The organism is Streptomyces sp. NPDC043870 (assembly GCF_056435785.1).
This window is the reverse complement of record NZ_JBWKDT010000024.1, coordinates 50,577-76,109: the sequence shown is the minus strand read 5'-3', so window position 1 is coordinate 76,109 and position 25,533 is coordinate 50,577. Positions and strand designations below refer to the sequence as shown.

Below are 25,533 nucleotides of genomic sequence, written 5' to 3'. Positions count from 1 at the left end.
CCCCCGGCCGACCGGCCGGGGGCTTCCTACTCGGAGCGGACGACGAGATTCGAACTCGCGACCCTCACCTTGGCAAGGTGATGCTCTACCAACTGAGCCACGTCCGCATGCGCCGTAGCGCGGGAACCACTATACCCAACCTCGCTCACGTGCGAGACGAACTGCGGTGTGCCGGTTCTCGGCGCCCAGCTTCGAGGCCGCCGACGACAGATAGTTACGGACGGTCCCCGGGGACAGCGCGGCGCGTTCGGCGATCTCCGCGATGGGCGCTCCGTCCCCGGCCAGCTCCAGGACCTCCGCCTCGCGGGCCGTCAGGGGCGAGTCCCCGGCCGAGATCGCATCGGCCGCCAACTCCGGGTCCACATAGCGGTTTCCCATGTGAACGGTACGGATGATCTCGGCGAGCCGCCGGGCGCTCACGGTCTTGGGCACAAAGCCGCGGACCCCGGCCGTCAGGGCCCGCTTCAGATGCCCGGGGCGGCCGTGGCTCGTGACGATCATGGTCCGGCACTCCGGCAGCTCGGCCCGCAGGGCTGTGGCGACACTCACACCGTCGGCGCCCGGCATCTGCAGATCGAGCACCGCGACATCGGGCTGGTGCGCCCGGGCCATGGCGAGGGCCTCGGGTCCGGAGGCGGCCTCGGCGACGACGACCAGGTCGTCCTCGAGCGCGAGCAGGGCGGCGAGCGCCCCCCGGATGAGGTGCTCGTCGTCGGCGAGCAGCACCCGCACGGGAGCGGGGTTCATCGCGGCACCTCCGCGGTCAGTCGAAACATTCCGTTGCCGGCCGGGCCGGCCTCCAGGGTGCCGCCGAGCGCCGCGAGCCGCTCGCGCAGCCCGGTCAGACCTCGGCCACCCGCCCCTCGGTGGCGATCCGCCCCTCGTGGAGGATGGCGAGCCGGTCGGCCAGCTCCTCGGCCTCCTCCAGGTAGTGCGTCGTGAGCAGTACGGTCGTGCCGTTGTCCCGGAGCCGGCGCACCAACTCCCAGGTGGCGTGCCGCCCTTCGGCGTCCAGGCCGGTGGTCGGCTCGTCCAGGAAGAGCACCTCGGGGGACCCGACCAGTGCCAACGCCAGGTCGAGCCGCCGCCGTTCACCCCCCGAGAGCTGCTTCACCCGTACGTCGCGGCGCACACCGAGCCCGACCATCTCCAGCGCGTCGTCGACGGGGCCGGCCCCACTGGTGCACCCGGCCCACATCCGGGCCGTCTCCCGCGCTGTCAGTTCCTTCGGGAAGCCGCCCTCCTGGAGCATCACCCCGATCCGCGGCCGGACCTTTCCCCGCTCCCGGTACGGATCGTGCCCGAGCACCCGCACGGTGCCGCCGCTCGGCTCGGCCAGGCCCTCGAGGAGTTCCACCGTCGAGGTCTTGCCCGCGCCGTTCGTCCCGAGCAGCGCGAAGGTCTCTCCGTGCGCCACCGAGAAGTCGATTCCGTGGACGGCCTCGAAGCCGCCCGCGTACACCCGCCGCAGCCTCGTGGCCTCGATCGGTTCAGTCATGACTTCAGCGTCCAGCCGGTCCGGCCCCGGCAGCAGTGCGCGCTGTCACCACTCCGCATGACAAATGTCAGGGGGTGTGTCCGGGCATACGACCAGGGCCCCGGTCGTGATGACCGGGGCCCCAATCCTTCTTGAGCGGACGACGAGATTCGAACTCGCGACCCTCACCTTGGCAAGGTGATGCTCTACCAACTGAGCCACGTCCGCATTGCTCCCGACCGGCTTTCACCGGGCGGTGCGTTCACCACTGTACCTGATCCACATCCGTGGTCGGTAAGCGGTGCGGAGCGGGTGACAGGAATTGCACACTGCGCCTTCCCTCTGGAAGAGGGCTGTTCTGCTACTGAACTACACCCGCACGCTCCGTGAGGTCCGGCCTTCCGGCCTTGCCCCTCGGCGTGCTCCAGACTCTAGCCCACCTGCGGGGGTGCAGTGCAACTCGGTTCACCTGGGGTGGCGTTCGCCGGCCCGTCCGGCGGGGCCTCCGGCCGCGTCCGGCGGCCGGAGCTCAGCTCGCCTGCTGGAACGCCTCGTAGACCCGCTTCGGGATCCGGCCACGCGCCGGCACGTCCATCTTGTTGGACTGCGCCCAGGCGCGTACGGCCGCCGGGTCGGGGGCGACGGCGGTGTGCCGGTACTCCTTGCGTGGCTTGCCCGTGTGCTTCGACTGCTTGCGGCCCGCCGCCACGTACGGGGCGAGGGCGTTGCGCAGTTTCTTTGCATTGGCGGGATTGAGGTCGATCTCGTACGACTTCCCGTCCAGGCTGAACGAAACCGTTTCCGCTGCTTCGCCGCCGTCGATGTCGTCGAAGAGTGTGACCACTACGCGCTGCGCCACGGATATCGGTCCTTTCCTGCGGTTCGCCGTGCCAAGTCAGTACAGGTCAGTGCTGACATGCGGCGATACCGGTATTCCGGCTGCTGCGGGGCAATGCTGCTTTCCGCTGTATTCCTTTGTACAGCGGTAGGCGTCGCATTGTGAAGCCCAGCCAATTGCATCCGCGTGTCCTCCGCAATGGGGCGGAGGAGTTTTTCTCTGGATTTTCACATGCGGTTCTCCGGATATCTATGCGCGTAGAATTTTCGGGCGGGTACGCTGAGGGAACCGCCTTCAGCACCACACCACCGGGAGTGCCAGTGGCACGCGTCGTAGTCGACGTCATGCTCAAGCCGGAGATCCTCGACCCGCAGGGGCAGGCGGTGCAGCGCGCACTGCCCCGCCTGGGCTTCGAGGGGATCGCGGACGTACGTCAGGGAAAGCGCTTCGAACTCGAGGTGGAGGGGCCGGTCGACGATGCCGCCCTCGCCCGCATCCACGAGATGGCCGAAACGTTCCTCGCCAACACCGTCATCGAGGACTTCGTCGTAAAGGTGGAGTCGTGACCTCTCGTATCGGAGTCGTCACTTTCCCCGGGACGCTCGACGACCGGGACACACTGCGTGCCGTCCGTATCGCGGGCGCCGAGCCGGTCTCGCTGTGGCACCGGGACAAGGACCTCAAGCAGGTCGACGCGGTGGTCCTGCCGGGTGGCTTCTCCTACGGCGACTATCTGCGGGCCGGAGCGATCTCCCGCTTCTCGCCGGTGATGGAGACGATCATCGACCAGGCGAAGGCCGGAATGCCGGTCCTCGGCATCTGCAACGGCTTCCAGGTGCTCACCGAGACGCACCTGCTGCCCGGTGCGATGCTCAGGAACAACCATCTGCACTTCATCTGCCGCGACCAGACGCTCCGCGTGGAGAACGCGGACACCGCCTGGACGGCCGACTACGAAGCGGGCCAGGAGATCTCCGTCCCGCTCAAGAACATCGACGGACGTTACGTCGCCGACGAGCGCGTCCTCGACGAGCTGGAGGCCGAGGGCCGGGTCGCGTTCCGCTACGTCGGCATGAACCCGAACGGCTCACTGCGCGACATCGCGGGCATCACCAACGCCGCCGGCAATGTCGTCGGCCTGATGCCGCACCCCGAGCACGCCGTGGAGCCGCTCATCGGGACCGGCGGCACCGACGGCCTCGGGTTCTTCACCTCGATCATCAAGAAGCTGGTGGCCGCCGCATGACTCTGGACACCGTCAAGCACGCAACCGAGACGCCCGAGACCGAGCAGCCCTGGAAGGAGCTCGGCCTCAAGGAGGACGAGTACCAGCGCATCCGCGAGATCCTCGGCCGCCGGCCCACCGGCGCCGAGCTCGCGATGTACTCCGTCATGTGGTCCGAGCACTGCTCGTACAAGAGCAGCAAGGTCCATCTGAAGCAGTTCGGCGAGAAGGCCCCCGAGAACGACGCTCTGCTCGTCGGCATCGGCGAGAACGCGGGCGTCGTGGACGTCGGCCAGGGGTACGCGGTCACCTTCAAGGTCGAGTCGCACAACCACCCCAGCTACATCGAGCCCTACCAGGGCGCGGCCACCGGTGTCGGCGGCATCGTCCGCGACATCCTGGCGATGGGCGCCCGTCCGGTCGCCGTCATGGACCCGCTGCGCTTCGGCGCCGCCGACCACCCCGACACCAAGCGTGTCCTGCCGGGTGTCGTCGCGGGCATCGGCGGCTACGGCAACTGCCTGGGCCTGCCGAACATCGGCGGCGAGGTCGTCTTCGACTCCTGCTACCAGGGCAACCCGCTGGTCAACGCGCTGTGCGTGGGCGTCATGAAGCACGAGGACATCCACCTCGCGAAGGCGTCCGGCGCCGGCAACAAGGTGATCCTCTACGGCGCCCGCACCGGCGGTGACGGCATCGGCGGTGTCTCGGTGCTCGCCTCGGAGACCTTCGAGTCGACCGGCCCGGCCAAGCGCCCCGCCGTCCAGGTCGGCGACCCCTTCCAGGAGAAGCTCCTCATCGAGTGCACCCTGGAGATCTTCAAGGAGAAGCTGGTCGCCGGCATCCAGGACCTCGGCGGCGCCGGACTCTCCTGCGCCACGAGCGAGCTGGCGAGCGCCGGCTCCGGCGGTATGCGGGTCGAGCTCGACACCGTGCCGCTGCGCGACGCGACCCTCTCGCCCGAGGAGATCCTCATGAGCGAGTCGCAGGAGCGCATGTGCGCGATCGTCGAGCCGCAGTACGTCGACCGCTTCATGGAGATCTGCGAGAAGTGGGACGTCATCGCCACCGTCATCGGTGAGGTGACGGACGGCGAGCGCCTGGAGATCTTCTGGCACGGCGAGCAGATCGTGGACGTACCGCCGCGGACCGTCGCGCACGAGGGCCCGGTGTACCAGCGTCCGTACGCGCGCCCCGAGTGGCAGGACGCGCTGCAGGCCGACGACGCGGGTGCGCTGCCCCGCCCGGCGACCTCCGAGGAACTGCGTGAGCAGGTCCTGAAGCTGGTCGCCTCGCCGAACCAGGCCTCGAAGGCGTGGATCACGGACCAGTACGACCGTTTCGTGCAGGGCAACACCGTCCTCGCCCAGCCCGAGGACGCAGGGCTCGTCCGGATCGACCCCGACACCAACCTCGGTGTCGCGGTCGCGACGGACGGCAACGGCCGGTACGCGAAGCTCGACCCGTACGCGGGTGCGCAGCTCGCGCTGGCGGAGGCGTACCGCAATGTCGCCGCGTCGGGCGCGAAGCCGCTCGCGATCTCGGACTGCCTGAACTTCGGCTCGCCCGAGGACCCGGCCGTCATGTGGCAGTTCGCCGAGGCCACCCGTGGTCTCGCGGACGGCTGCCTGGAGCTCGGCACGCCGGTGACCGGCGGCAATGTCTCGCTCTACAACCAGACGGGTGAGACGGCGATCCACCCGACCCCGGTCGTGGCGGTGCTCGGTGTGATCGACGACGTCACGCGCCGTACGCCGATCGCCTTCAAGGAAGAGGGCCAGCTCCTCTATCTGCTGGGCGAGACGCGCGAGGAGTTCGGCGGCTCCGCGTGGTCCCAGGTGATTCACGACCACCTCGGCGGTCTGCCGCCGAAGGTCGACCTGGACCGGGAGAAGCTGCTCGCCGAGATCCTGATCTCGGCCTCCCGCGACGGCATGATCGACGCGGCGCACGACCTGTCGGACGGCGGTCTGATCCAGGCGGTCACCGAGTCGTGCCTGCGCGGCGGCAAGGGCGCGCGGCTGGTCGTCCCGGACGGTCTTGACGCGTTCACCTTCCTGTTCAGCGAGTCGGCGGGCCGTGCGGTCGTCGCCGTCCCGCGCAGCGAGGAGCTCCGTTTCACCGACATGTGCGGTGCGCGGGGTCTGCCCGCCACGCGGATCGGTGTGGTCGACGGGGACGCGGTGGAGGTGCAGGGCGAGTTCGGCATCGAGCTGAGCGAGCTGCGTACCGCGCACGAGGAGACCATTCCGGCTCTGCTCGTCTGAGCCGCCCCGGGAGCGTGTTCGAAGTCCCGTCCGCCCGCACGTGCAGACGGGACTTTGAAGACACGACGCAGGACAGCCGCCCCCGCCCGGACGGACCGCCGCCCGGGCGGGGGCTTGGTCGTCCCGCTCGCCTACTCCGGCATGCCCCAGAAGGCGTCCAGCTCGTCGATGTCCTGAACGCACTCGTCGATGTCGGACATCTTGCCTCCGACGATGGTGAACCACAGGCCGCCCCGGAGCTCGATCCCGCGGTCCCCACGCTCAGCGAAGATCTTGTGGACGGACATGGCATGCCCGCGCCCGTCCGGGAAGACACCGTCGAGCTCGACGCGCAGGCTGCCGCCGGAGAGCTCCTTGAGCCGGCCGTACAGGGCCAGGACGTTGTCCCGGCCCTTGTGGTGCCCGGAGATCTGGCTGCTCCCGGGCATGTGATGGATGCAGTCCGACGTCATCAGGGAGCCCAGGGTGTCCATGTCGCCCTTGTTGAACGCCTCGTAACCCCGGCGGACCAGGGCGCTGTCGGGGTGTTCTGTCATGACTGATTCACACCTCTCGTGCCTGTGTTTCCGCTGTTCGCGCTGCTTCTCATCTTCCGCCGGGTCCCGGACCCCTGCCACGTGGAAGCGATTAACCTCGGCTCATGTCCCCGGCCAAGAAGCGCACCCGCAGCTATGACTCCGCCAAGATCCGGGCCGCCGTGCTCGCGCAGTTCGGGCATGTACGGGAGGCGGTGGGGACGTTGACTCCCGAGCAGCTCGCCCTGCCGACCCGGCTGGGTCCGTGGACCGTCCGCGAGCTGGCCGCACACTTCACCTTGGCCGTGCACGCCGTCGTCCGGGGCCTGGAGCAGCCGGAGCCGGCCACGCTGGAAGTCGCGCTGATGGACTGGCCGTTCACGACGGCCGAGCGAGCCGGCTCGATCGACGACGAGACCCGCGCGATCGCCGACGGGGCCGAGGACCTCGACGCGCTGTACGAGCGGACGGCCGCGGCCGTCACCGACGCGCTGTCCCGGGCATCCGACGACCGGCTGATCCAGACCCGTGCGGGCGCGATGCGGCTCGGCGACCACCTGGTCACGCGCGCCGTCGAACTCATCGTCCACACCGACGACTTGAACGCCGCGACCGGCCTCGACGTCCCGTACGAGCGGCAGGCACTCGCCGCCTGTGTGCGCCTGCTCGCGGACACCCTCGCCGTGAAGGCGCCGGGCGGATCGGTGGAGGTGCGGATTCCGCCGTACGCCGTGGTCCAGTGCGTCGAAGGGCCGAGGCACACACGCGGCACGCCGCCCAATGTCGTCGAGACCGACCCGCTGACCTGGATCCGTCTCGCGACGGGGCGTACGGAGTGGAGCGAGGCACTGGACGGGGTCAAGATCAGTGCCAGTGGTGAGCGGTCCGACATCTCGGCGCTGTTGCCGTTGATGGGCTGACGGCCCGGCGGCCCGGCGGCCCGGCTGCCTGGCGGCTCGGCGGGAACCGGAGTCCCATCCGCCCCGTCACACCGACATGCGTACTCAGCTGATCGTTCCCGCCGCGGCCGCCCTGGCCGCCGTCCTCACGCTCACCGCCTGCGGCACGGAGACGGTCTCCGGCAAGGGCGCCGGTGACAACGCGGGGGGCTCCGTACAGCCCGCCTCGCGCGTGACCGGCGTGCACTGGACCGTCGACAGCGTGACCGTCGGCGGGAAGCGGACGGCGGCCCCGGCCGGTGCCCATGTCGAGTTCGACACCAAGGGCGGGCAGAAGGGGCGGGCCACGGGCAACTACGGCTGCAACCACTTCGGCGCCGACGTCACCATCGAGGGCGACACGATCACGGTCGTGCCGGGCGAGATGACCGAGATGGGCTGCCCGAAGGCGACCGAGGGCTTCGAGTCCGCCCTGAACGCGGCCTTCTCCGGCAAGCTCAAGGCGAAGCTGTCGGACAAGAACCTCACGCTGACCACCGCGAAGGGTGACTCCATCGCCATGACCGCGCAGGCCGAGGCGCCGCTCGTCGGCACCAAGTGGAACGTCACGTCCCTGCTCACGGGCGAGACCGCGTCCTCGCTGCCGCCCGGCACGGAGGACAAGGCGTATCTGGTCTTCGGCAAGGACGGTTCCGTACACGGCAGCCTCGGCTGCAACACCTTCCGCGCCGACGCGAAGGTGTCCGGGCAGACGATCACCTTCGGCCGCCTGGCCAGCACCCGCAGGATGTGCCCGGGTCCCGAGATGACGGTGGAGCAGGCGGTGTCCGAGGTCCTGCGCGGCAAGGTGACGTACGAGCTGAGGCACCGCGGCCTGTCCCTCACCGCGGAGAGCGGCAAGGGGCTGGCGGCGACGGCGGCCTGATCGGGTACGTGCGGGTACGTGCCTGGTACGTGCCACGGACGCGCCGAGCACGTGCCCGGCCACGGGTCAGGTACGAGCCGAGCCCGAGCCCGGGTCCAGGGTCAGGTACGCGTCAGTTACGTGCGGCGTTGCGCGCGATGGCGCGTGAACCTGTCAACGAGCGTCCTGGGGGTGGGACGGCCGTATCGGCGGCGCGGAGAGTGATGTGCGGCACGCGTCCACGCGCCGCTACTCACCCGTACGACCCGCCAAAGGCTCTATTCCGCGGCTTTTGTGCGAACATCCGACCCCGTCAGCCCCGGCTCCGGCTCCGTCCCCAATTCGGACCAGTGGTCGATCTCGCCTACACTCGGAGCCGTGCCACGTGGTGACGGACGACTCAACCACGACCTGCTCCCCGGCGAAAAGGGCCCCCAGGACGCTTGCGGCGTCTTCGGTGTCTGGGCTCCGGGCGAAGAGGTCGCAAAGCTCACGTACTTCGGGCTCTATGCCCTCCAACACCGGGGCCAGGAATCCGCGGGTATCGCGGTCAGCAACGGCTCCCAGATCCTCGTCTTCAAGGACATGGGCCTCGTGTCCCAGGTCTTCGACGAGACCTCCCTCGGTTCCCTCCAGGGTCATATCGCGGTCGGTCACGCCCGCTACTCGACCACCGGAGCCTCCGTGTGGGAGAACGCGCAGCCGACCTTCCGGGCCACCGCCCACGGTTCGATCGCGCTCGGCCACAACGGCAACCTGGTCAACACGGCCCAGCTCGCCGGAATGGTCGCCGACCTGCCCCGCAAGGACGGCCGCGCCACTCAGGTCGCCGCCACCAACGACACCGACCTCGTCACCGCCCTGCTCGCCGGGCAAGTGGACGACGACGGCAAGCCGCTGACCATCGAGGAAGCGGCCGCCAAGGTCCTGCCCGAGGTCAAGGGCGCCTTCTCGCTCGTCTTCATGGACGAGCACACGCTGTACGCCGCCCGCGACCCGCAGGGCATCCGCCCCCTGGTCCTCGGCCGGCTGGAGCGTGGCTGGGTGGTCGCCTCCGAGACCGCCGCCCTCGACATCTGCGGCGCGAGCTTCGTGCGCGAGATCGAGCCGGGCGAGCTCATCGCGATCGACGAGAACGGACTCCGGACCTCCCGCTTCGCAGACGCGAAGCCCAAGGGCTGTGTCTTCGAGTACGTCTACCTCGCCCGCCCCGACACCGACATCGCCGGCCGCAACGTCTACCTCTCCCGGGTGGAGATGGGCCGCAGGCTCGCGAAGGAAGCGCCCGCCGAGGCCGACCTCGTCATAGCGACACCGGAGTCCGGCACCCCGGCGGCCATCGGCTACGCGGAGGCCTCCGGGATTCCGTACGGCGCGGGACTGGTCAAGAACGCCTATGTGGGCCGGACCTTCATCCAGCCCTCGCAGACCATCCGGCAGCTCGGCATCCGCCTCAAGCTGAACCCGCTCAAGGAAGTCATCAAGGGAAAGCGCCTGGTGGTCGTGGACGATTCGATCGTCCGCGGCAACACCCAGCGCGCGCTGGTCCGGATGCTCCGCGAGGCCGGCGCCGCCGAGGTCCACATCCGGATCTCGTCCCCGCCGGTCAAGTGGCCGTGCTTCTTCGGCATCGACTTCGCGACCCGCGCCGAGCTCATCGCCAACGGCATGACCATCGATGAGATCGGCACCTCGCTGGGCGCCGACTCGCTCTCGTACATCTCCATCGACGGCATGATCGAGGCGACCACCATCGCCAAGCCGAACCTGTGCCGCGCCTGCTTCGACGGCGAGTACCCGATGGAGCTGCCCGACCCCGAGCTGCTGGGCAAGCAGCTTCTGGAGACCGAGCTGGCGGGCGGCGCCGACGCCGCCGACGCCCTCCGTCGTCCGTGATCAAGCCCCGTCATTCCAACCGAAAGATCCCAGGCAATGTCTGAGACAGGTGCTTCCTACGCGGCCGCGGGCGTCGACATCGAGGCGGGCGACCGCGCCGTCGAGCTGATGAAGGAGTGGGTGAAGAAGACGCAGCGCGCTGAAGTCGCGGGCCTTGGCGGCCTCGGCGGCTTCGCCGGCCTCTTCGACGCCTCCGCCCTCAAGCGCTACGAGCGCCCGCTGCTCGCCTCCGCCACGGACGGCGTCGGCACGAAGGTCGATCTCGCCCGCCAGATGGGCGTCTACGACACGATCGGCCACGACCTCGTCGCGATGGTCATGGACGACATCGTCGTCTGCGGCGCCGAGCCGCTCTTCATGACCGACTACATCTGCGTCGGCAAGGTCCACCCGGAGCGCGTCGCCGCGATCGTCAAGGGCATCGCCGAGGGCTGTGTGCTCGCCGGTACGGCCCTCGTCGGCGGCGAGACCGCCGAGCACCCCGGTCTGCTGGGTCCGGACGACTTCGACGTCGCGGGCGCCGGTACGGGCGTCGTGGAGGCCGACCGGCTGCTGGGCGCGGATCGCATCCGTACGGGGGACGTGGTCATCGCCATGGCGTCCTCCGGCCTTCACTCGAACGGGTACTCGCTCGTTCGCCACGTGGTCTTCGACCGGGCCGGCTGGGCGCTGGACCGGGACGTCCCGGAGTTCGGCCGCACCCTCGGCGAGGAGCTGCTGGAGCCCACCAAGATCTACTCGCTGGACTGCCTGGCGCTGACCCGGACCACCGAGGTGCACGCTTTCAGCCACGTCACCGGCGGCGGGCTCGCGGCGAACCTGGCCCGCGTCGTCCCCGACAGCCTGCACGCGGTGGTCGACCGGTCCACGTGGGCCCCGGGCGCGGTCTTCGATCTCGTCGGGAAGGCCGGCCAGGTCGAGCAGCTGGAGCTGGAGAAGACCCTCAACATGGGCGTCGGCATGATCGCCGTCGTGCCGTCCGAGTCGGTCGACGTGGCGCTGACGACTCTCGCGGACCGTGGCGTCGACGCCTGGGTCGCGGGCGAGATCACCGAGCGCGGCGAGCACACCACGGGCGCGGCCCTGGTGAACACGTACGCGAACTAGGGCCTGTCGTTTGGATCAGCCCGGCAAGATCCGAACGACAGGCCCTCAGAGCGGTCGCGATGCTGCCGCGAGCTGAACAGCACAGAACCCGGTCCGAGGCCTGAGCCCCGGACCGGGTCTGAAGTGAGCAGATGCAGGCGTCAAGCGCCGCGACGCTGCGACGACGGATCGGACTCGTCGTCCTCTTCCTCGTCGTCGTTGTACATCTCCGCGTAGCGGGCGTACGGGTCGTCTTCCTCGTCGTCGTCCTCGAACGGCTCGCCGTTCGGCGGCTGACTCGAAATCGGACTCGAAGTCGATGCGCCCAGCTCGTTGGCCAGACGCGACAGGTCAGTCCCGCCGCTGTTGTACTTCAGCTGGCGGGCGACCTTCGTCTGCTTGGCCTTGGCCCGGCCGCGCCCCATGGCTCGACCCCCTCGGTGACGGGGCTCGACGGCCCCAGAGTCTTGACACGCGTTCATGGTTCGGAGCGGGCTCTCCTTGGAGAGACCGTGTCCGTAGGGCTTCAACGGTACCTGCTTCCGCGGCCATACGGTACGCCGCCCGCATCACGTGCCACCTCGCAGGACCGGCAAGGCGCCCCGTCCTCGCTGGTCAACCGCGATTTTAACCTCTTCTTGGCGGGCGGCTCGCCGACCGGCGTGAGTCTTGTCTCCCCGGTCGGCGAGGACCACCCGAGAGGTGCTATCGGAGACGCGCCTCCGCCATGCGCTGCTCGGCGATACGGTCCGCCGCCGCGGCCGGCGGAATGCCGTCCGCGTTCGCACGTGCGAATATTGCCAGCGTGGTGTCGAAGATCTTCGACGCCTTCGCCTTGCACCGGTCGAAGTCGAAGCCGTGCAGCTCGTCGGCGACCTGGATCACCCCGCCCGCGTTCACGACGTAGTCGGGCGCGTAGAGGATGTGGCGGTCGGCGAGGTCCTTCTCGACGCCCGGGTGCGCGAGCTGGTTGTTGGCCGCGCCGCACACCACCTTGGCGGTCAGTACGGGCACGCTCTCGTCGTTCAGTGCACCGCCGAGCGCGCACGGCGCGTAGATGTCCAGGCCCTCCGTACGGATCAGTGCATCCGTATCCGCGACCACGGTGACCTGCGGGAACTTATCGGTGATCCGGCGCACCGACTCCTCGCGCACGTCCGTGATGACGACCTCGGCGCCGTCCTGGAGCAGATGCTCGACCAGGTAGTGCCCGACCTTGCCGACGCCCGCGACACCGACCTTGCGGCCGCGCAGCGTGGGGTCGCCCCACGCGTGCTGGGCGGAGGCCCGCATGCCCTGGAAGACGCCGTACGCGGTGAGCACCGACGAGTCGCCGGCGCCGCCGTTCTCGGGAGAGCGTCCGGTGGTCCACCGGCACTCGCGGGCCACCACGTCCATGTCGGCGACATACGTGCCGACGTCGCAGGCCGTGACGTACCGACCGCCGAGCGAGGCCACGAAGCGGCCGTACGCCAGCAGCAGGTCCTCCGTCTTGATCCGCTCCGGGTCTCCGATGATCACGGCCTTGCCGCCGCCGTGGTCGAGACCGGCCATGGCGTTCTTGTACGACATCCCCCGGGAGAGGTTCAGCGCGTCGGCGACGGCGGCTTCCTCGGAGGCGTACGGGTAGAAGCGGGTGCCGCCGAGGGCCGGGCCCAGGGCGGTCGAGTGGATGGCGATGACGGCCTTCAGGCCTGTGGCACGGTCCTGGCACAGCACGACTTGCTCATGTCCGCCCTGGTCCGAGTGGAACAGGGTGTGCAGGACGCCGTCAGTCACATCGGTCACGGTGGTGACTCCCAAGTACGAAGCGGCGATTGGGGGGCCCTCCTGCGGGTGGGGAGGGACCTGATGGGCAAGAGAGTAAGTCCTACGCAGGGGTAGATCGGCCGCAGTGCTCAGGATCACCCCCTCCCGGAGTACGCGCATGGAAGGATTCAGGGCATGCCGGCCGTCACTTCTGTGCTCGTCCCGTACGCGTCCTACCTGCGCGTGTACGAGCCACTGGCGGCTTTCCCCGAGCCGGAGCGCGGCCACTGGACCCGCTACGCCCGGCGCGACCGCACCCCCACCGCCCAGGACGAACTCCGACGTTCGCTGGTGGACTTGCTGCCCACTCCGCCCGTGCCCGTGCCGGTCCACGAGAGCGCCGACGCCTTCGTCACGGAGGTCGACGGGGTGGTCTGCGTCTGCCCCTGGCGCACGCGGCTGCGGGGCTGGCTGGCCCTGGAGGAGCTGGCGGAGCTGCTCCCGTCACCGGTGCTGGACGCGGTGCTGCCGCCGGTGGTGCGCGGGCAGGCGGCCGCGGACTACGAGGCCTGGCGCGACCGGAACCCGGACGCGCGGCCGTGGATCAGGACGGCGGTGTGGCAGGTGCCGGTGCGCTGGTTCACCCTCTTCGCGGACGACGAGCGCGAGTACGACCCGGGGGAGGTGCCCGGCGAGCCGCCCGTGCTGCGCTACCGGACGCCGATGGTGCAGGCCAGGCGCAGGCTGGCGCGCGCACTGAAGACGCTGAAGGAGTCGGTCGACGAGGGTCCGCTGGTGGAGGGCCTGGTAGATGTGGGGCGGTGGCTGGAGGAATTCCACCCGCGCTCACTGGTCGAGCTCGACTACGGCGGTCTCGTCCACACCCTGTCTCCGGCGCAGCTCGCCGAGGACCACTCGGCGGCGGATGTGGCCGAGGGGATCGCGGCCCTGCGGGTCGGCGACGGCGAGGGCGTCGGCGAGGCGTACGGGCGGCTGATGGAGCGTTGGCGCGCGGTCCGGGACCGGCAGTTCGCGAACTGACGCCGCCGTGGCTGGGGGCCGAACAGGGCGCGTCCGGGACGTAGGTTCCGTTCCGGGCCTTTGGCTCAAGCGTGACGGACAGCACTAAGCAGCGTCTTGCGCCCATCGCCCGCCCTCGTGCCAAAATAGGACAAGGAGTCCGGGGAGGGTTCCTTCCGCCTACCTAAGGGCGGAAATCTCGGCATTGCACCCTATGGGGGGTCTGATGACTCCTGATCGCTCTGTGACTGATCGTCACTGTGACGTGACTGTCCGTTATGGCATGGTCCATCGGCTTCCGCCGCGGATGAACACCTGAGAGGGCAATTCCATCGGTTTGGCCGACGTGGCTGGACAGATGGTGTAGTTGTAGTGCCGAGGACAAGCCGTTCGTCCTATAACCGACTCGGCCCGCGTCCGCCATTTCGGGCAACGTGGGTCAAGGTGCAGAATTTAGAGGAAAGAACCGAGAAGGTTCGGTTCTCCCGAGGAGGCCGCTCATGACCGCTCGCACCCCTGATGCCGAGCCGCTGCTGACCCCGGCTGAGGTTGCCACGATGTTCCGCGTGGACCCGAAGACGGTCACCCGTTGGGCCAAGGCAGGCAAGCTCACGTCCATCCGCACGCTCGGTGGACATCGCCGGTACCGCGAGGCAGAGGTCCGCGCACTGCTTGCGGGTATTCCGCAGCAGCGCAGCGAGGCCTGACACCCCCGATTAAGGGCATCGCCGGACCCCCAATCCGGCAGCCCAACAGAGAGCTCGACACGGCGGGCGCCTGCCCCAACAGGATTTCGTCGTCGATCGCGCTGGACTCCGCCGGGTCCAGCGCGATCTTTTTTATGCCCTGGGAAGTGGGGCCGGCGGACCCTTCCGGGCTGCTCAGAGGGGGGTTCGGGAAGGGCGTGAGGGGAGTGCAATTGCACGCATTAAATTGTTTGGTTGTAGGGAGGGCGTAAGTTCACCCGTTTCCGAAACTCGTGCGGTGACTCCCGTCACATGACTGCGGTCTTGCCAATTCGAGCCTGCCACTGAGAAAGGGCCGACGGTGCGGCAAAGGTCACGGATGGTCGGGACCTTCGTCCTTGGTGACCGTCCGCTGCTCCGGCTCCGCGGGGGCGGTCTCGGGAGCAACGGCCTCGGTGAGGGCGGTCTCGGGCACGACGGCCTCGGTGAGGGCGGTCTCCGGCAGGACGGTCTCGGTGAGGACGGTCTCCGGCAGGGCGGCCTCGGACAGGAGCATCTCGCAGGGGGCGGCCTCGGAGGGGTCCATCGCGAGGCGCAGCAGTCGATGGCACACCGGACAGTGCCGGGTGAGGTGCCGATAGCCGGAGACGGCCGCCAGATGGGCGCGCAGCAGCGCCCGGGTCTCATGCCTCGCTGTGGATGCCGCCATGCGCCACCTCCGCGGTCGGGGGCCCCGTAACCCCTGTCATGACTGGGTACCGGCGGCACATGACTCCAGTCAATACGTCAGAAGGCCCGCACCATCCGGTGCGGGCCTTCCATTCACTGCGGTCCTGACGGGATTTGCTGTATCGGATTGCGCCCGCGGCGCAGCCGCTATCGGACACAGCGCCGCGGGCGCGGCCTCCACGCCGACACGTCGAAGGCCCCGCACCATGGTGCGGGGCCTTCGACGATACGCGCGGTCCTGACGGGATTTGAACCCGCGGCCTCCACCTTGACAGGGTGGCGAGCACTCCAAACTGCTCCACAGGACCAGGTTTCGCAGCTCCGTACTGCCTGGGCTGCGAGAGAGACTGTACAGCAGGTCAGCGGGTCCGGTCGAACTCACTCAAGGCAACGGCCGCGTCACGGCGCCGCCGCGTCGATCGCCTTGATGATGCGCTTGTCGGAGACGGGCTGCGACGTACCCAGGGCGTGGGCGAAGTAGCTGACGCGCAGCTCCTCGATCATCCAGCGGATGTCCAGCACCTCCTGCGGCACCGGCCGCCCCTTGGGCATCTGCTCCAGCAGCCAGGCGTACTCGTCCTGCATCTCGTGGACCTTCTCCATGCGCGTCGTGTCGCGCTGGACGCCCGTCGGCATCTGCTGGAGCCGGCGGTCCACCGCGACCAGATAGCGCATCAGGTCGGGCAGCCGCCGCAGGCCCGTCTTCGTCACGAAGCCGGCCGGAACGAGGGCCGCGAGCTGCTCCCGTACGTCCTGGACGTTGTTGACCAGGGCCAGGCTGTTCGTGGCCTTCAGGCGGCGCTCACAGGCCTGCCAGGCGGCCAGGATCTGCTGGACCTGGTCCACCGTCCGCACGGTCGCGTCCACAAGGTCCGCGCGGACCTTGTCGTACAGCTTCCGGAACGATTCCTCATCCCAGGCGGGACCGCCGTGGTCGGCGATCAGCTTGTCCGCCGCGGCCGTCGCGCAGTCGTCGAAGAGCGCCTGGACCGAGCCGTGGGGATTGCGGGAGAGGGCGAGCTTCTGCTGGTTCGTCAGCCGCTCGGAGGCGAACTTCGCCGGGTTCACCGGGATGTTCAGCATGATCAGCCGACGGGTGCCCTGCCACATCGCCAGGTGCTGCTCGGCCTCGGTGTCGAAGAGACGCACGGAGACTGTGCCCGCCGCAGCTCCCTCGGCGTCCACGAGGGCCGGGAAGGCCTTGACCGGCTGGCCGGCCCTGCGGGTCTCGAAGACGCGGGGGAGCGTGCCGATCGTCCAGTCCGTCAGGCCCGTCCGCTCGATCGCGTCGCCGCCCGCACGCTCGGCGGTGGCCGCGGCGGCCTTGGAGAGGGCCTGGCGGGCCTTGGGCTTCAGGGCGAGCCTGAGGGTCTCCAGATCCTTGTCCTCGGCGAGCTTGCGGCGCCGCTCGTCAACGATCCGGAACGTGATCTTCAGATGGTCCGGGACTCTCGCGAGATCGAAGTCGTCGCCCGTGACCGGCACGCCGACCATGCGCTGCAGCTCACGCGCCAGCGTGACCGGGAGCGGCTCCTGCAGCGGCACAGCACGCTCCAGGAAGGCCTTCGCGTAGTTCGGCGCGGGCACGTAATGGCGGCGGATCGGCTTCGGCAGGGAACGGATCAGCTCCGTGACGACCTCTTCGCGCAGACCGGGGATCTGCCAGTCGAAGCCCTCGTCCGTGACCTGGTTGAGCACCTGGAGCGGGATGTGGACGGTGACGCCGTCGGCGTCCGCGCCCGGCTCGAACTGGTAGGTGACGCGGAAGGTGAGCCGCCCCTGCCGCCACGAGTCCGGGTAGTCGTCCTTCGTGACCGCCCCGGCCTTCTCGTTGATGAGCATCTCGCGCTCGAAGTCGAGGAGCTCGGGCTGCTCGCGGCGCTTGTGCTTCCACCAGGAGTCGAAGTGCGCACCGGACACGACGTGCTCCGGCACCCGCTGGTCGTAGAAGTCGAACAGCGTCTCGTCGTCGACGAGGATGTCGCGGCGCCGGGCGCGGTGCTCCAACTCCTCGACCTCGGTGAGGAGTCGGCGGTTGTCGGCGAAGAACTTGTGGTGCGTACGCCAGTCGCCCTCGACCAGCGCGTTGCGGATGAACAGCTCGCGGCTCGCCTCCGGGTCGATCCGTCCGTAGTTCACCTTGCGCTGGGCGATGATCGGGACGCCGTACAGCGTGACCTTCTCGTACGCCATCACCGCCGCCTGGTCCTTCTCCCAGTGCGGCTCGCTGTATGTGCGCTTGACCAGATGCTGGGCGAGCGGCTCGATCCACTCGGGCTCGATCTTCGCGTTGACCCGGGCCCAGAGGCGGGACGTCTCGACCAGCTCGGCGGACATGATGAAGCGCGGGGGCTTCTTGAAGAGGGCGGATCCGGGGAAGACGGCGAACTTGGCGCTGCGGGCGCCCAGGTACTCGTTCTTCGCCGTGTTTCTCCCGCCCTCCCCTCCGGCGTCCTTGATGTCCTTCATCCCGATGTGGGAGAGGAGGCCGGCGAGAAGCGAGACGTGCACGGACTGCTCGGGCGCGTCGTCCTCGTTCAGATGGATGCCCATCTGCTTGGCGACCGTGCGCAGCTGCGCGTAGATGTCCTGCCATTCGCGGATGCGCAGGAAGTTCAGATACTCCTGCTTGCACATCCGGCGGAAGCTGGAGGAGCCGCGCTCCTTCTGCTGCTCGCGGACGTACCGCCAGAGGTTGAGGAAGGCGAGGAAGTCGCTCGTCTCGTCCTTGAACCGGGCGTGCTGCTGGTCGGCCTGCGCCTGCTTGTCGGCGGGCCGCTCGCGCGGGTCCTGGATGGAGAGCGCTGCCGCGATGACCATGACCTCGCGGACACAGCCGTTCTTGTCGGCCTCGATGACCATCCGGGCCAGACGCGGGTCGACGGGCAGCTGCGCGAGCTTGCGGCCCATCTGCGTCAGCCGCTTCTTCGGATCCTTCTGCCCGGGGTCCAGTGCGTGCAGCTCCTGCAGGAGCTGCACACCGTCGCGGATGTTGCGGTGGTCCGGCGGGTCGATGAAGGGGAACTTCTCGATGTCGCCGAGGCCGGCGGCGGTCATCTGGAGGATGACGGACGCCAGGTTCGTACGGAGGATCTCCGCGTCCGTGAACTCCGGGCGGGACAGGAAGTCGTCCTCGGAGTAGAGCCGGATGCAGATGCCGTCGGACGTACGGCCGCAGCGGCCCTTGCGCTGGTTGGCGCTGGCCTGGCTGATGGCCTCGATGGGCAGCCGCTGCACCTTGGTGCGGTGGCTGTAGCGGGAGATACGGGCGGTGCCGGGGTCGATGACGTACTTGATGCCGGGGACGGTCAGCGACGTCTCGGCGACGTTCGTCGCGAGGACGATACGGCGGCCGGTGTGCGGCTGGAACACGCGGTGCTGCTCGGCGTGCGAGAGCCGGGCGTAGAGGGGGAGGACCTCGGTGTTGCGGAGGTTCTTCTTGTTGAGCGCGTCCGCGGTGTCGCGGATCTCGCGCTCGCCGGAGAGGAAGACCAGAACGTCGCCGGGGCCCTCGGACCGGAGCTCGTCGACGGCGTCGCAGATCGCGGTGATCTGGTCGCGGTCGGACTCGTCACTGTCCTCCTCCAGGAGGGGCCGGTAGCGGACCTCGACGGGATACGTACGCCCGCTGACCTCGACGATCGGCGCGTCGTCGAAGTGGCGGGAGAAGCGCTCCGGATCGATCGTCGCGGAGGTGATGACGATCTTGAGGTCGGGCCGCTTCGGGAGCAGCTGGGCCAGATAGCCGAGCAGGAAGTCGATGTTGAGGGACCGCTCGTGGGCCTCGTCGATGATGATCGTGTCGTACGCGCGCAGCTCGCGGTCCGTCTGGATCTCCGCGAGCAGGATGCCGTCCGTCATGAGCTTGACGAAGGTCTCGTCCTGGTTCACCTGGTCGGTGAAGCGGACCTTCCAACCGACCGCCTCGCCGAGCGGGGTGCGCAGCTCCTCGGCGACCCGCTCCGCGACCGTGCGCGCGGCGATCCTGCGCGGCTGGGTGTGCCCGATCATGCCGCGCACACCCCGGCCGAGTTCCAGGCAGATCTTGGGGATCTGTGTCGTCTTGCCGGAGCCGGTCTCGCCCGCGACGATCACGACCTGGTGGTCCCGTATCGCCTCCAGGATGTCGTTCTTCTTCTGACTGACCGGGAGCTGCTCGGGGTAGGTGACGTCGGGCACCAGTGCCGCGCGCTCGGCGATACGGGCTGCGGCCTTCGTGGCCTCGGCCGCGATCTCGTCCAGGACGGCCTGCCGGGCCTCGGGCTTACGGATGCGGCGGGTGCCTTCGAGGCGCCGCCCGAGCCGGTGCGCGTCGCGCAGCGAGATCTCGGCCAGCTGCTTCTGGAGATCGGCAAAGGAAGTAGACATACGGACCCCAGGATCGCACCCGCGCGAGCGGAGTGGCGAACCCATTTACGGAGCGGGTCGCTCCGTGGCGGTGGCCTCGGGGACGACGAGCGGGTGGCCCGTACGATGGCGAGCGCGTCGACGATCAGGAGGATCACCGCTCATGCCCAGTGCAGGCAGCCCGTGGCGCCGCGCCTTCGCGGTCGTCGCAGCGCTGTCGGTGGTGCTGTGCGGGGTGCTTCTGGGTGCGGGGGCGACGAGCGGTCGTGTCCAGGCGACGAGTGGTCGTGTCCAGGCGACGAGTGGTCGTGTCCAGGCCCCCATCTCCCTGTCCGCGGGCGATGCCCGTACGTCCGTGGCCCACCACGTCCCCACGTCCGCGGTGGTGGCGGTCCCGGCCGGTGACGGGCAGGCGCCCGGCTGCGGTGAAGGCTCCCGGGACGACGGCGGGCTGAGCCCCGCCACGCCACCGCGGGGGTCGTCCTCGTACGAGCTGCTGCCTGCTCTGCAGACCGCCGCCCACGGCGCGGCCGGCTGCTGGGCCGTCGACGAGGCCGTGCTCGCCGTCGCGCCGGAGCGCGGGCCACCGCCCGTCGCCGCGCCGAGCCCGATGGATCTCTCCGTCCTGCGGGTGTAGGCGGCGCACAGCCGTGCCCCGCCCACCCGTTCGCGTCCCGGAGAGAAACCACACACCCATGCCCACTTCCCGTAGCCGTACCCGAACCCGCACCCGTACCGGCACCCGTATGCCGTTGAAGCCGGTCGCGATCGGCGCCGGAGTCGTCGCCGCCGCGGTCGTGCTCGGCTTCGTCTCGTACACCGCCACCAGGCCGGACGAGTCCAGGAGCGGCGGCACGGTCGCCGAGGCGTCCGCCGGCCCGGAGGGGGTCTACCCCGAGCTGGAGAAGCTCGCCCGGCGAGACGCCAGGGACCCCCTCGCGATGGGTCGCGCGGACGCGCCCGTCGTGCTGGTCGAGTACGCCGACTTCAAGTGCGGCTACTGCGGGAAGTTCGCCCGCGACACCGAGCCCGCGCTGGTGAAGCAGTACGTCGACAAGGGCACCCTGCGTATCGAATGGCGCAACTTCCCGATCTTCGGCGAGGAGTCGGAGGCCGCGGCGCGCGCCGCGTGGGCCGCCGGGCAGCAGGGCCGCTTCTGGCAGTTCCACGAGTCCGCGTACGCCGAGGGCGCGAAGGAGAAGGGCTTCGGCGAGCAGCGGTTGAAGGAGCTCGCCCAGCAGGCCGGCGTGCGGGACCTGGCCCGCTTCACGCGCGACGCGGACAGCGAGGCGGCGCGGCAGGCGGTGGCGAAGGACCAGGAGGAGGGGTACGGACTGGGCGCGACGTCCACGCCCTCGTTCCTGATCAACGGCCGCCCGATCGCGGGCGCTCAGCCGCCGGAGACCTTCACCGACGCGATCGAGGCGGCGCTGAAGGCTGCCGGAACGGCTACGGGCCCGCAGGCGAGTGCGCCCGCGGGCACGGAGGCGGAGAAGGACGCGGGGAAGGACTCCGGAAAGGAGTCCGGGAAGACCGTTGGGCCGGACGCCGGGCAGACCCGCCGGCCGGACGCCGGGAAGACCGTTGGGCCGGACGCCGGGAAGGCCGGAGCCGAGTGACCGACATCGGATACCTCGCCGCCTTCCTGGGCGGTCTGCTCGCCCTGCTCAGTCCGTGCAGCGCCCTCCTCCTCCCGGCGTTCTTCGCGTACTCCATCGACACCGCGACCAGGCTCGTGGCCCGTACCGGCATCTTCTACGCGGGCCTGGCGACGACCCTGGTCCCGCTGGGGGCGGCCGGCTCGTTCGCCGGGCGGCTCTTCTACGGCCACCGCGATCTGCTGGTCACCGCCGGCGGCTGGCTGATCATCGCGCTCGGGGTCGCCCAGATCGTCGGCCTGGGCTTCGCCTCCCGCCGCCTCGCCCGGCTCAGCGGCCGCATCCGCCCCTCGACCGCGGTCTCCGTGTACGCGCTCGGCATGGTCTACGGACTGGCCGGCTTCTGCGCGGGCCCGATCCTCGGCAGCGTCCTCACGGTGGCGGCCCTCAGCGGCAGCCCCGCCTACGGGGGTCTCCTCCTCGCCGTCTACGCCCTCGGCATGGCCGTACCGCTCTTCGTCCTCGCCCTGCTCTGGGAGCGCTGTGAACTGGGCACGCGCAAGTGGCTGCGAGGCCGCACCCTCCGCATCGCGGGGCGCTTCGAACTGCACACGACGTCCGTCCTGTCCGGCCTGTTCTTCATCGCTCTCGGCGCGCTCTTCCTCGCCTTCGACGGGACGACGGCCCTGCCCGTCATCCTGTCGGTCGACGACTCCTTCGCCGTGGAGCAGTGGGCGTCCGCCGCGGGCCGCGCGATCCCGGACTGGGTCCTGCTGACCCTGGTGGTGGCGATCACGGCGATCGTCCTCACGGTGCGGGGCCGGCGGCGGCGAGAACGGGTGTGACGACGGGCCGTACGAAGCAGGGCCCCGTCCGGGTGGACGGGGCCCTTCGTGGTCACCCGGCGATCTGGATGACCCCGCTGGTGCTCAGAGCACCGGAGAACGAATGGATCTCGTCCACCGCACCGTGCAGGTACTCGCCCCAGCCATCAGTGGTCGTGGCGCGGCCCACCTGTAGCCCGCCTGTGCTCTTCCAGGCGCTGCGGAAGGTGGCCGTGGCGTCCGCGTTCGTGTACCCGTCCAGGTAGAGCCGGATCTGGTCGGCCGCGTCGTCGTAGACGATCGCCAGCTGGTGCCCCGATCCTTCACCGCCGTCCGGCGCTTCGATCCAGGCGACCACGGTCTCCTGCGCACCGGCGGCGTCCGCGTGTGTCATGACCAGCTGCCAGCGGTACTGAGCGGGCACGTACCGGAGCTTGAAGGCGTCGGCCTGCCCGCCGGCCTGCGCCAGCACGGTCATGGGCCCGGCCGGCTCCCGGTCGGCGAGCCGTAGCCGTACGGCAAGAGTGAAGCTGTCGCTCGTGTCGACGACCGGTCCCTCGGTGGATGCGTACCCGTCCTTGCCGTCCAGTTTGAGGTGCCCCTTGTCCCGCAGCGGCGTCGGTCCTGGCACACAGTCCGGGTCCAGCAGATCGCACTCCGGCGCTTCCGTGAAGATCGACGCGCCGCCGCCGAGGTGCAGCGCCTGCCCGCCGTTCTCCTCCGGCGAGACCCCGGCCGGGGCGGATTCGAGGGACCAGTGGCCGGTCGGCTGTGCGGCGCGGGTGCCGAGCAGCGTCACCTCGTCCGGGACGACGACCCGGTCGTACGCCCGTACGTCCCCGATCTCGCCCTGCCAGCGTCCCGGTAGCCCTCCTTGCCCTTGGCGCGTCCGATCTGCAGGTTCCCGCTCGCCGTCGACGGGGTGGCCTTGGCGGCCGTCCCGGTCTCGCGCCCGTTGACGTACAGCCGCGCGGTGCCGGTCTCCGCGTCGTACAGCCCGACGACGTGCGCCCACTCGCCGGTCTCGGGAGCGCCGCCGCTGATCTTTGCGCCGCCGACCTCGAACGACCAGACGGGCGCTGCTCCCGCTGTGCGCAGCCCCAGGGTGAAGCCCGGAGCCGTCGTCCCGGCGTCCTGGCTGACGGCGGTCATGTCCCGGTCGGTCCGCTCCGGGCGCACCCAGCCGGCGACCGCGAAGGTCTTGCCGGGCGTGACGGCGGGGGCGTCCGGGGTGAGGAAACCGTGCCCGGAGCCGTCGAGACGGGCGGTGCTCGTCAGCCCGGTCCCACTGGGCGCGTCGGCACCGAAGGTGACCCCGGCACCGGCCCGCGCGGCGGGACCGCTCTCGGCGGCGGCGGTCCGGGAGCCGGCGGGGTCGGCGTGCTTCCAGTGGGCTGTCACGCCCGCCCGGGCGGCGGGCCGCTGGAGCGTAGCAACGACCTCCGACACTGTGAGCGATTTCTGGGTGCCGGCCCTGGACCGGGCAGGCATCCGGAACGGGATACGACGAAGGCCCCGATCCAGAGGATCGGGGCCTTCGGGGTGGTGGCTGGGGCCGGGGTCGAACCGGCGACCTTCCGCTTTTCAGGCGGACGCTCGTACCAACTGAGCTACCCAGCCACGCGATCCGCGAGAGATCGCAGCGGTCCTGACGGGATTTGAACCCGCGGCCTCCACCTTGACAGGGTGGCGAGCACTCCAAACTGCTCCACAGGACCAAGCTTTGTGCGAGCACCAGTCTCGCACAGGGTGATGCGTGCCCCCAACGGGATTCGAACCCGTGCTACCGCCTTGAAAGGGCGGCGTCCTGGGCCACTAGACGATGAGGGCTAAGGGCCCACCTGGGCGCTTCGCAGCGCGTCGGGGACGTGAGAAGCATATGGGATGCAGGGAGCTATCGCCAAAACGGTTTCTACGAGCCTTGTGGAGACGCGGTCGAAGGGGGTGGGGACGGCGGGGCCCCGGGGGCCGGTTCCGTGGCCAGATGGCGGCTGACCTCGGCCGTCGTGAGGCCCAGGCCGCCCAGGGTGATCTCGTCCCAGGCCTGCAGGGTGCGGGAGGTCCGGTCGAGGTAGAGGACGGAGGCGCGGACCTTCTCCGGCTCCTCGTTCTGGACCGCGCGCAGGCCGCCGCCGCCCGTGGAGCCCTCGATCTTGAGGCGGGTGCCGAGCGGGAGGAGTTCGGTCTCGCGGTGGTGGACGTGGCCCGCGAGGGCGAGCGGGACCTCGCCGTCGGTCTCGCGGGCGGCGACGGGGTTGTGGGCGACCGCGATGTCGACGGGCGTGCCGGCGCGGCGCTGGTCGCGGAGGGCCGAGGCGAGGCGGATGCCGGCCATGCGTTCGGCGGGGTCGCCCTCGGCCACCGTGGAGCGGTCCGGGGTGAACTGGGGGTCACCGGTCCCGGCCACGCGCAGGCCCGCGACCGTGACCGCCCGGCCCTCGTCGAGGACGTGGACGTGCTTGAGGCGCTGGAGATAGCGCTGGGTGACGATCGAGTCGTGGTTGCCGCGGACCCAGATGTAGGGCGCGCCGAGGTCCGGGATCGGGTCGAGGAAGGCGTTCTCGGCGGCGGTGCCGTGGTCCATCGTGTCGCCCGAGTCGATGATGAGGTCGATCTCGTACTGCTCCACCAGCGAGCCGATGATGTGCCACGCGGCCGGGTTGAGATGGATGTCGGAGACGTGCAGGACGCGCATGGTGCCGGGGTCCGGCTGGTAGACGGGGAGCGTGGAGGTCGCCTCGTACAGCTTGGTGACGTTGGTGACCAGGCGCGCCAATTCCTTCTGGTAGACGTCGAATTCGGTGACGATCGAGCGGGCGTTGCCGACGACCGAGGGGGCGCTGCTGAGGAGGCCGGAGAACTTCGGTTCGAGGACGGACTTCGGATTCCAGGTGGCGTACGCACTGATGCCGGAGGCCGCCAGGAGCGCGAGCGCGAGGCCGCCGGCGGCGAGGGCGCGGCGCGGGCGGCGGTAGACCGCGAGGCCGAGGGCGGTGGCCCCGGAGACGACGGCGACACAGGAGCGAACGGCCAGGTCGCGGGTGCCGTCCCTGACGTCCTGGGCGACCTCCTCCTGCAGGCCGGCGAGGCGCTCGGGGTGCTCGACGAGGGCCTGCGAGCGGACCGGGTCGAGCCGGTCGACGTCGACGTCGAGCCGGATGGGGGCGACGTGGGAGTCCAGCTCGAGGGCGCCGAGCGGGGAGACATTGATCTTCGTGCCGCCGGACAGCGACGGGCGCAGCGTCATGCTCGTGTCCATCGGCCCCACCGGCGTACGGACACTGCCGACGATCAGCAGACCCAGCCAGGCCCCCAGCAGCACGACGGCGACCAGCCCGAGCGCACGGGTGAAGGGGTGCGGCGTGTGGACGAGGGTGCTGGTGGGGCTTGTGCGGTGCGAGTGGTAGCGGCGCGGGAGACCGGTCAGGGTGGCACGGAGCCGTTCACGAGCGCGGACCATTGGTCCCGTATGC

The 25,533-nt window shown here is 69.8% G+C and carries 22 protein-coding genes, 7 tRNA genes and 1 pseudogene; 12 read left to right on the top strand and 18 right to left on the bottom strand.

Going from position 1 to position 25,533, the window contains the following annotated elements; translation table 11 throughout:
* Positions 1–34 precede the first annotated feature (34 nt).
* The 6 genes and pseudogenes from AC0699_RS26040 to AC0699_RS26015 form a co-directional block, all read right to left on the bottom strand.
* A tRNA-Gly gene (locus AC0699_RS26040) sits at positions 35–107 on the bottom strand.
* Between the two features lie 22 nt (positions 108–129).
* On the bottom strand, positions 130–747 hold the full coding sequence (locus AC0699_RS26035; RefSeq protein ID WP_478664571.1) for a response regulator: 618 nt from the start codon (positions 745–747) through the stop codon (positions 130–132).
* Positions 748–844: 97 nt separating this feature from the next.
* Positions 845–1,498 (bottom strand): annotated as a pseudogene (locus AC0699_RS26030) (ABC transporter ATP-binding protein); the annotation flags it as partial.
* A 134-nt stretch (positions 1,499–1,632) separates the two neighbouring features.
* Positions 1,633–1,705 (bottom strand) — tRNA-Gly (locus tag AC0699_RS26025).
* A 79-nt stretch (positions 1,706–1,784) separates the two neighbouring features.
* Positions 1,785–1,856, bottom strand: a tRNA-Gly gene (locus tag AC0699_RS26020).
* Positions 1,857–2,006: 150 nt separating this feature from the next.
* Positions 2,007–2,336, bottom strand: coding sequence for a histone-like nucleoid-structuring protein Lsr2 (locus AC0699_RS26015; protein ID WP_478664569.1), 330 nt, complete (start codon positions 2,334–2,336; stop codon positions 2,007–2,009).
* 299 nt (positions 2,337–2,635) lie between these two features.
* On the opposite strand from AC0699_RS26015, the gene purS reads away from it, so the two are divergent.
* The 3 genes from purS to purL are packed head-to-tail and all read left to right on the top strand — an operon-like array spanning position 2,636 to position 5,807.
* Positions 2,636–2,881 carry a phosphoribosylformylglycinamidine synthase subunit PurS gene (gene purS / locus AC0699_RS26010; protein ID WP_266379892.1) on the top strand — a complete coding sequence of 82 codons (246 nt, stop codon included), beginning with the start codon at positions 2,636–2,638 and terminating at the stop codon, positions 2,879–2,881.
* A complete protein-coding gene (gene purQ / locus AC0699_RS26005; RefSeq protein ID WP_478664565.1) occupies positions 2,878–3,561 on the top strand; it encodes a phosphoribosylformylglycinamidine synthase subunit PurQ in 684 nt (227 codons plus the stop codon). The genes purS and purQ overlap by 4 nt, the downstream gene beginning before the upstream one ends.
* Complete coding sequence (gene purL, locus AC0699_RS26000; protein ID WP_478664562.1) at positions 3,558–5,807, top strand: phosphoribosylformylglycinamidine synthase subunit PurL; 2,250 nt, start codon at positions 3,558–3,560, stop codon at positions 5,805–5,807. Before purQ ends, purL begins: the two co-directional genes overlap by 4 nt.
* Positions 5,808–5,938: 131 nt before the next feature.
* On the opposite strand, the gene AC0699_RS25995 is transcribed toward purL, so the two are convergent.
* A complete protein-coding gene (locus tag AC0699_RS25995) occupies positions 5,939–6,343 on the bottom strand; it encodes a nuclear transport factor 2 family protein (protein ID WP_478664559.1) in 405 nt (134 codons plus the stop codon).
* 104 nt (positions 6,344–6,447) lie between these two features.
* On the opposite strand from AC0699_RS25995, the gene AC0699_RS25990 reads away from it, so the two are divergent.
* The 4 genes from AC0699_RS25990 (at position 6,448) to purM (ending at position 11,128) form a co-directional block, all read left to right on the top strand.
* The gene (locus AC0699_RS25990) at positions 6,448–7,242 is read left to right on the top strand and encodes a maleylpyruvate isomerase family mycothiol-dependent enzyme (RefSeq protein ID WP_478664557.1); all 795 of its coding nucleotides are present in this window, start codon (positions 6,448–6,450) and stop codon (positions 7,240–7,242) included.
* Between the two features lie 76 nt (positions 7,243–7,318).
* Positions 7,319–8,146 carry an META domain-containing protein gene (locus AC0699_RS25985; RefSeq protein WP_478664555.1) on the top strand — a complete coding sequence of 276 codons (828 nt, stop codon included), beginning with the start codon at positions 7,319–7,321 and terminating at the stop codon, positions 8,144–8,146.
* Between the two features lie 357 nt (positions 8,147–8,503).
* Complete coding sequence (gene purF / locus AC0699_RS25980; RefSeq protein WP_478664549.1) at positions 8,504–10,021, top strand: amidophosphoribosyltransferase; 1,518 nt, start codon at positions 8,504–8,506, stop codon at positions 10,019–10,021.
* Positions 10,022–10,057: 36 nt separating this feature from the next.
* The gene (gene purM, locus AC0699_RS25975) at positions 10,058–11,128 is read left to right on the top strand and encodes a phosphoribosylformylglycinamidine cyclo-ligase (RefSeq protein ID WP_478664547.1); all 1,071 of its coding nucleotides are present in this window, start codon (positions 10,058–10,060) and stop codon (positions 11,126–11,128) included.
* Positions 11,129–11,268: 140 nt separating this feature from the next.
* On the opposite strand, the gene AC0699_RS25970 is transcribed toward purM, so the two are convergent.
* Together AC0699_RS25970 and AC0699_RS25965 are read right to left on the bottom strand one after the other, a co-directional pair.
* Positions 11,269–11,532, bottom strand: a complete 264-nt coding sequence (locus AC0699_RS25970) for a DUF3073 domain-containing protein (protein WP_469768012.1) — start codon at positions 11,530–11,532, stop codon at positions 11,269–11,271.
* A gap of 280 nt (positions 11,533–11,812) precedes the next feature.
* Positions 11,813–12,895 (bottom strand): Leu/Phe/Val dehydrogenase, encoded by a 1,083-nt coding sequence (locus AC0699_RS25965; protein WP_478664544.1) that lies wholly within the window; start codon positions 12,893–12,895, stop codon positions 11,813–11,815.
* 156 nt (positions 12,896–13,051) lie between these two features.
* Between AC0699_RS25965 and AC0699_RS25960 the strand changes: the two genes are divergently transcribed.
* Positions 13,052–13,897, top strand: coding sequence for a DUF8083 family protein (locus tag AC0699_RS25960; RefSeq protein ID WP_478664541.1), 846 nt, complete (start codon positions 13,052–13,054; stop codon positions 13,895–13,897).
* Between the two features lie 479 nt (positions 13,898–14,376).
* On the top strand, positions 14,377–14,583 hold the full coding sequence (bldC, locus tag AC0699_RS25955; RefSeq protein WP_003949541.1) for a developmental transcriptional regulator BldC: 207 nt from the start codon (positions 14,377–14,379) through the stop codon (positions 14,581–14,583).
* A gap of 352 nt (positions 14,584–14,935) precedes the next feature.
* Here the strand turns inward: bldC and AC0699_RS25950 are convergent, their stop codons facing one another.
* The 3 genes from AC0699_RS25950 to hrpA all read right to left on the bottom strand — a co-directional run bounded on the left by AC0699_RS25950 (position 14,936) and on the right by hrpA (position 19,659).
* Positions 14,936–15,271, bottom strand: a complete 336-nt coding sequence (locus AC0699_RS25950) for a DUF6274 family protein (RefSeq protein ID WP_478664539.1) — start codon at positions 15,269–15,271, stop codon at positions 14,936–14,938.
* 253 nt (positions 15,272–15,524) lie between these two features.
* A tRNA-Asp gene (locus AC0699_RS25945) sits at positions 15,525–15,599 on the bottom strand.
* A 91-nt stretch (positions 15,600–15,690) separates the two neighbouring features.
* Positions 15,691–19,659 (bottom strand): ATP-dependent RNA helicase HrpA, encoded by a 3,969-nt coding sequence (gene hrpA, locus AC0699_RS25940; protein ID WP_478664536.1) that lies wholly within the window; start codon positions 19,657–19,659, stop codon positions 15,691–15,693.
* Positions 19,660–19,801: 142 nt separating this feature from the next.
* Here hrpA and AC0699_RS25935 point away from each other — a divergent pair, with 142 nt between their 5' ends.
* Genes AC0699_RS25935 through AC0699_RS25925 form a run of 3 tightly spaced genes read left to right on the top strand, consistent with a single transcriptional unit; the run spans position 19,802 to position 22,081 of the window.
* Positions 19,802–20,275 (top strand): hypothetical protein, encoded by a 474-nt coding sequence (locus AC0699_RS25935; RefSeq protein WP_478664534.1) that lies wholly within the window; start codon positions 19,802–19,804, stop codon positions 20,273–20,275.
* 58 nt (positions 20,276–20,333) lie between these two features.
* On the top strand, positions 20,334–21,257 hold the full coding sequence (locus AC0699_RS25930) for a DsbA family protein (RefSeq protein WP_478664531.1): 924 nt from the start codon (positions 20,334–20,336) through the stop codon (positions 21,255–21,257).
* Entirely contained in the window at positions 21,254–22,081 is an 828-nt protein-coding gene (locus AC0699_RS25925; RefSeq protein WP_478664530.1) for a cytochrome c biogenesis CcdA family protein, read from the top strand. The genes AC0699_RS25930 and AC0699_RS25925 overlap by 4 nt, the downstream gene beginning before the upstream one ends.
* A 52-nt stretch (positions 22,082–22,133) precedes the next feature.
* Here the strand turns inward: AC0699_RS25925 and AC0699_RS25920 are convergent, their stop codons facing one another.
* From AC0699_RS25920 to AC0699_RS25895, 6 genes are all read right to left on the bottom strand, one after another.
* Positions 22,134–22,859 (bottom strand): LamG-like jellyroll fold domain-containing protein, encoded by a 726-nt coding sequence (locus tag AC0699_RS25920; RefSeq protein ID WP_478664528.1) that lies wholly within the window; start codon positions 22,857–22,859, stop codon positions 22,134–22,136.
* The gene (locus AC0699_RS25915) at positions 22,856–23,461 is read right to left on the bottom strand and encodes a LamG domain-containing protein (protein WP_478664524.1); all 606 of its coding nucleotides are present in this window, start codon (positions 23,459–23,461) and stop codon (positions 22,856–22,858) included. The genes AC0699_RS25920 and AC0699_RS25915 overlap by 4 nt, the downstream gene beginning before the upstream one ends.
* A gap of 142 nt (positions 23,462–23,603) precedes the next feature.
* Positions 23,604–23,680: transfer RNA gene (locus tag AC0699_RS25910), tRNA-Phe, on the bottom strand.
* A gap of 23 nt (positions 23,681–23,703) precedes the next feature.
* Positions 23,704–23,778, bottom strand: a tRNA-Asp gene (locus tag AC0699_RS25905).
* 39 nt (positions 23,779–23,817) lie between these two features.
* Positions 23,818–23,890 (bottom strand) — tRNA-Glu (locus tag AC0699_RS25900).
* An 82-nt stretch (positions 23,891–23,972) separates the two neighbouring features.
* Complete coding sequence (locus tag AC0699_RS25895) at positions 23,973–25,520, bottom strand: metallophosphoesterase family protein (RefSeq protein WP_478664523.1); 1,548 nt, start codon at positions 25,518–25,520, stop codon at positions 23,973–23,975.
* Between the last annotated feature and the right edge of the window lie 13 nt (positions 25,521–25,533).

Coding starts and splice junctions, on each gene's coding strand:
- AC0699_RS26035 (WP_478664571.1), bottom strand. CDS start 747: ATGAACCCCGCTCCCGTGCGGGTGCTGCTCGCCGACGACGAGCACCTC.
- purL (WP_478664562.1), top strand. CDS start 3,558: ATGACTCTGGACACCGTCAAGCACGCAACCGAGACGCCCGAGACCGAG.
- AC0699_RS25995 (WP_478664559.1), bottom strand. CDS start 6,343: ATGACAGAACACCCCGACAGCGCCCTGGTCCGCCGGGGTTACGAGGCG.
- AC0699_RS25990 (WP_478664557.1), top strand. CDS start 6,448: ATGTCCCCGGCCAAGAAGCGCACCCGCAGCTATGACTCCGCCAAGATC.
- AC0699_RS25985 (WP_478664555.1), top strand. CDS start 7,319: ATGCGTACTCAGCTGATCGTTCCCGCCGCGGCCGCCCTGGCCGCCGTC.
- purM (WP_478664547.1), top strand. CDS start 10,058: ATGTCTGAGACAGGTGCTTCCTACGCGGCCGCGGGCGTCGACATCGAG.
- AC0699_RS25970 (WP_469768012.1), bottom strand. CDS start 11,532: ATGGGGCGCGGCCGGGCCAAGGCCAAGCAGACGAAGGTCGCCCGCCAG.
- AC0699_RS25960 (WP_478664541.1), top strand. CDS start 13,052: ATGCCGGCCGTCACTTCTGTGCTCGTCCCGTACGCGTCCTACCTGCGC.
- bldC (WP_003949541.1), top strand. CDS start 14,377: ATGACCGCTCGCACCCCTGATGCCGAGCCGCTGCTGACCCCGGCTGAG.
- AC0699_RS25950 (WP_478664539.1), bottom strand. CDS start 15,271: ATGGCGGCATCCACAGCGAGGCATGAGACCCGGGCGCTGCTGCGCGCC.
- hrpA (WP_478664536.1), bottom strand. CDS start 19,659: ATGTCTACTTCCTTTGCCGATCTCCAGAAGCAGCTGGCCGAGATCTCG.
- AC0699_RS25935 (WP_478664534.1), top strand. CDS start 19,802: ATGCCCAGTGCAGGCAGCCCGTGGCGCCGCGCCTTCGCGGTCGTCGCA.
- AC0699_RS25930 (WP_478664531.1), top strand. CDS start 20,334: ATGCCCACTTCCCGTAGCCGTACCCGAACCCGCACCCGTACCGGCACC.
- AC0699_RS25895 (WP_478664523.1), bottom strand. CDS start 25,520: ATGGTCCGCGCTCGTGAACGGCTCCGTGCCACCCTGACCGGTCTCCCG.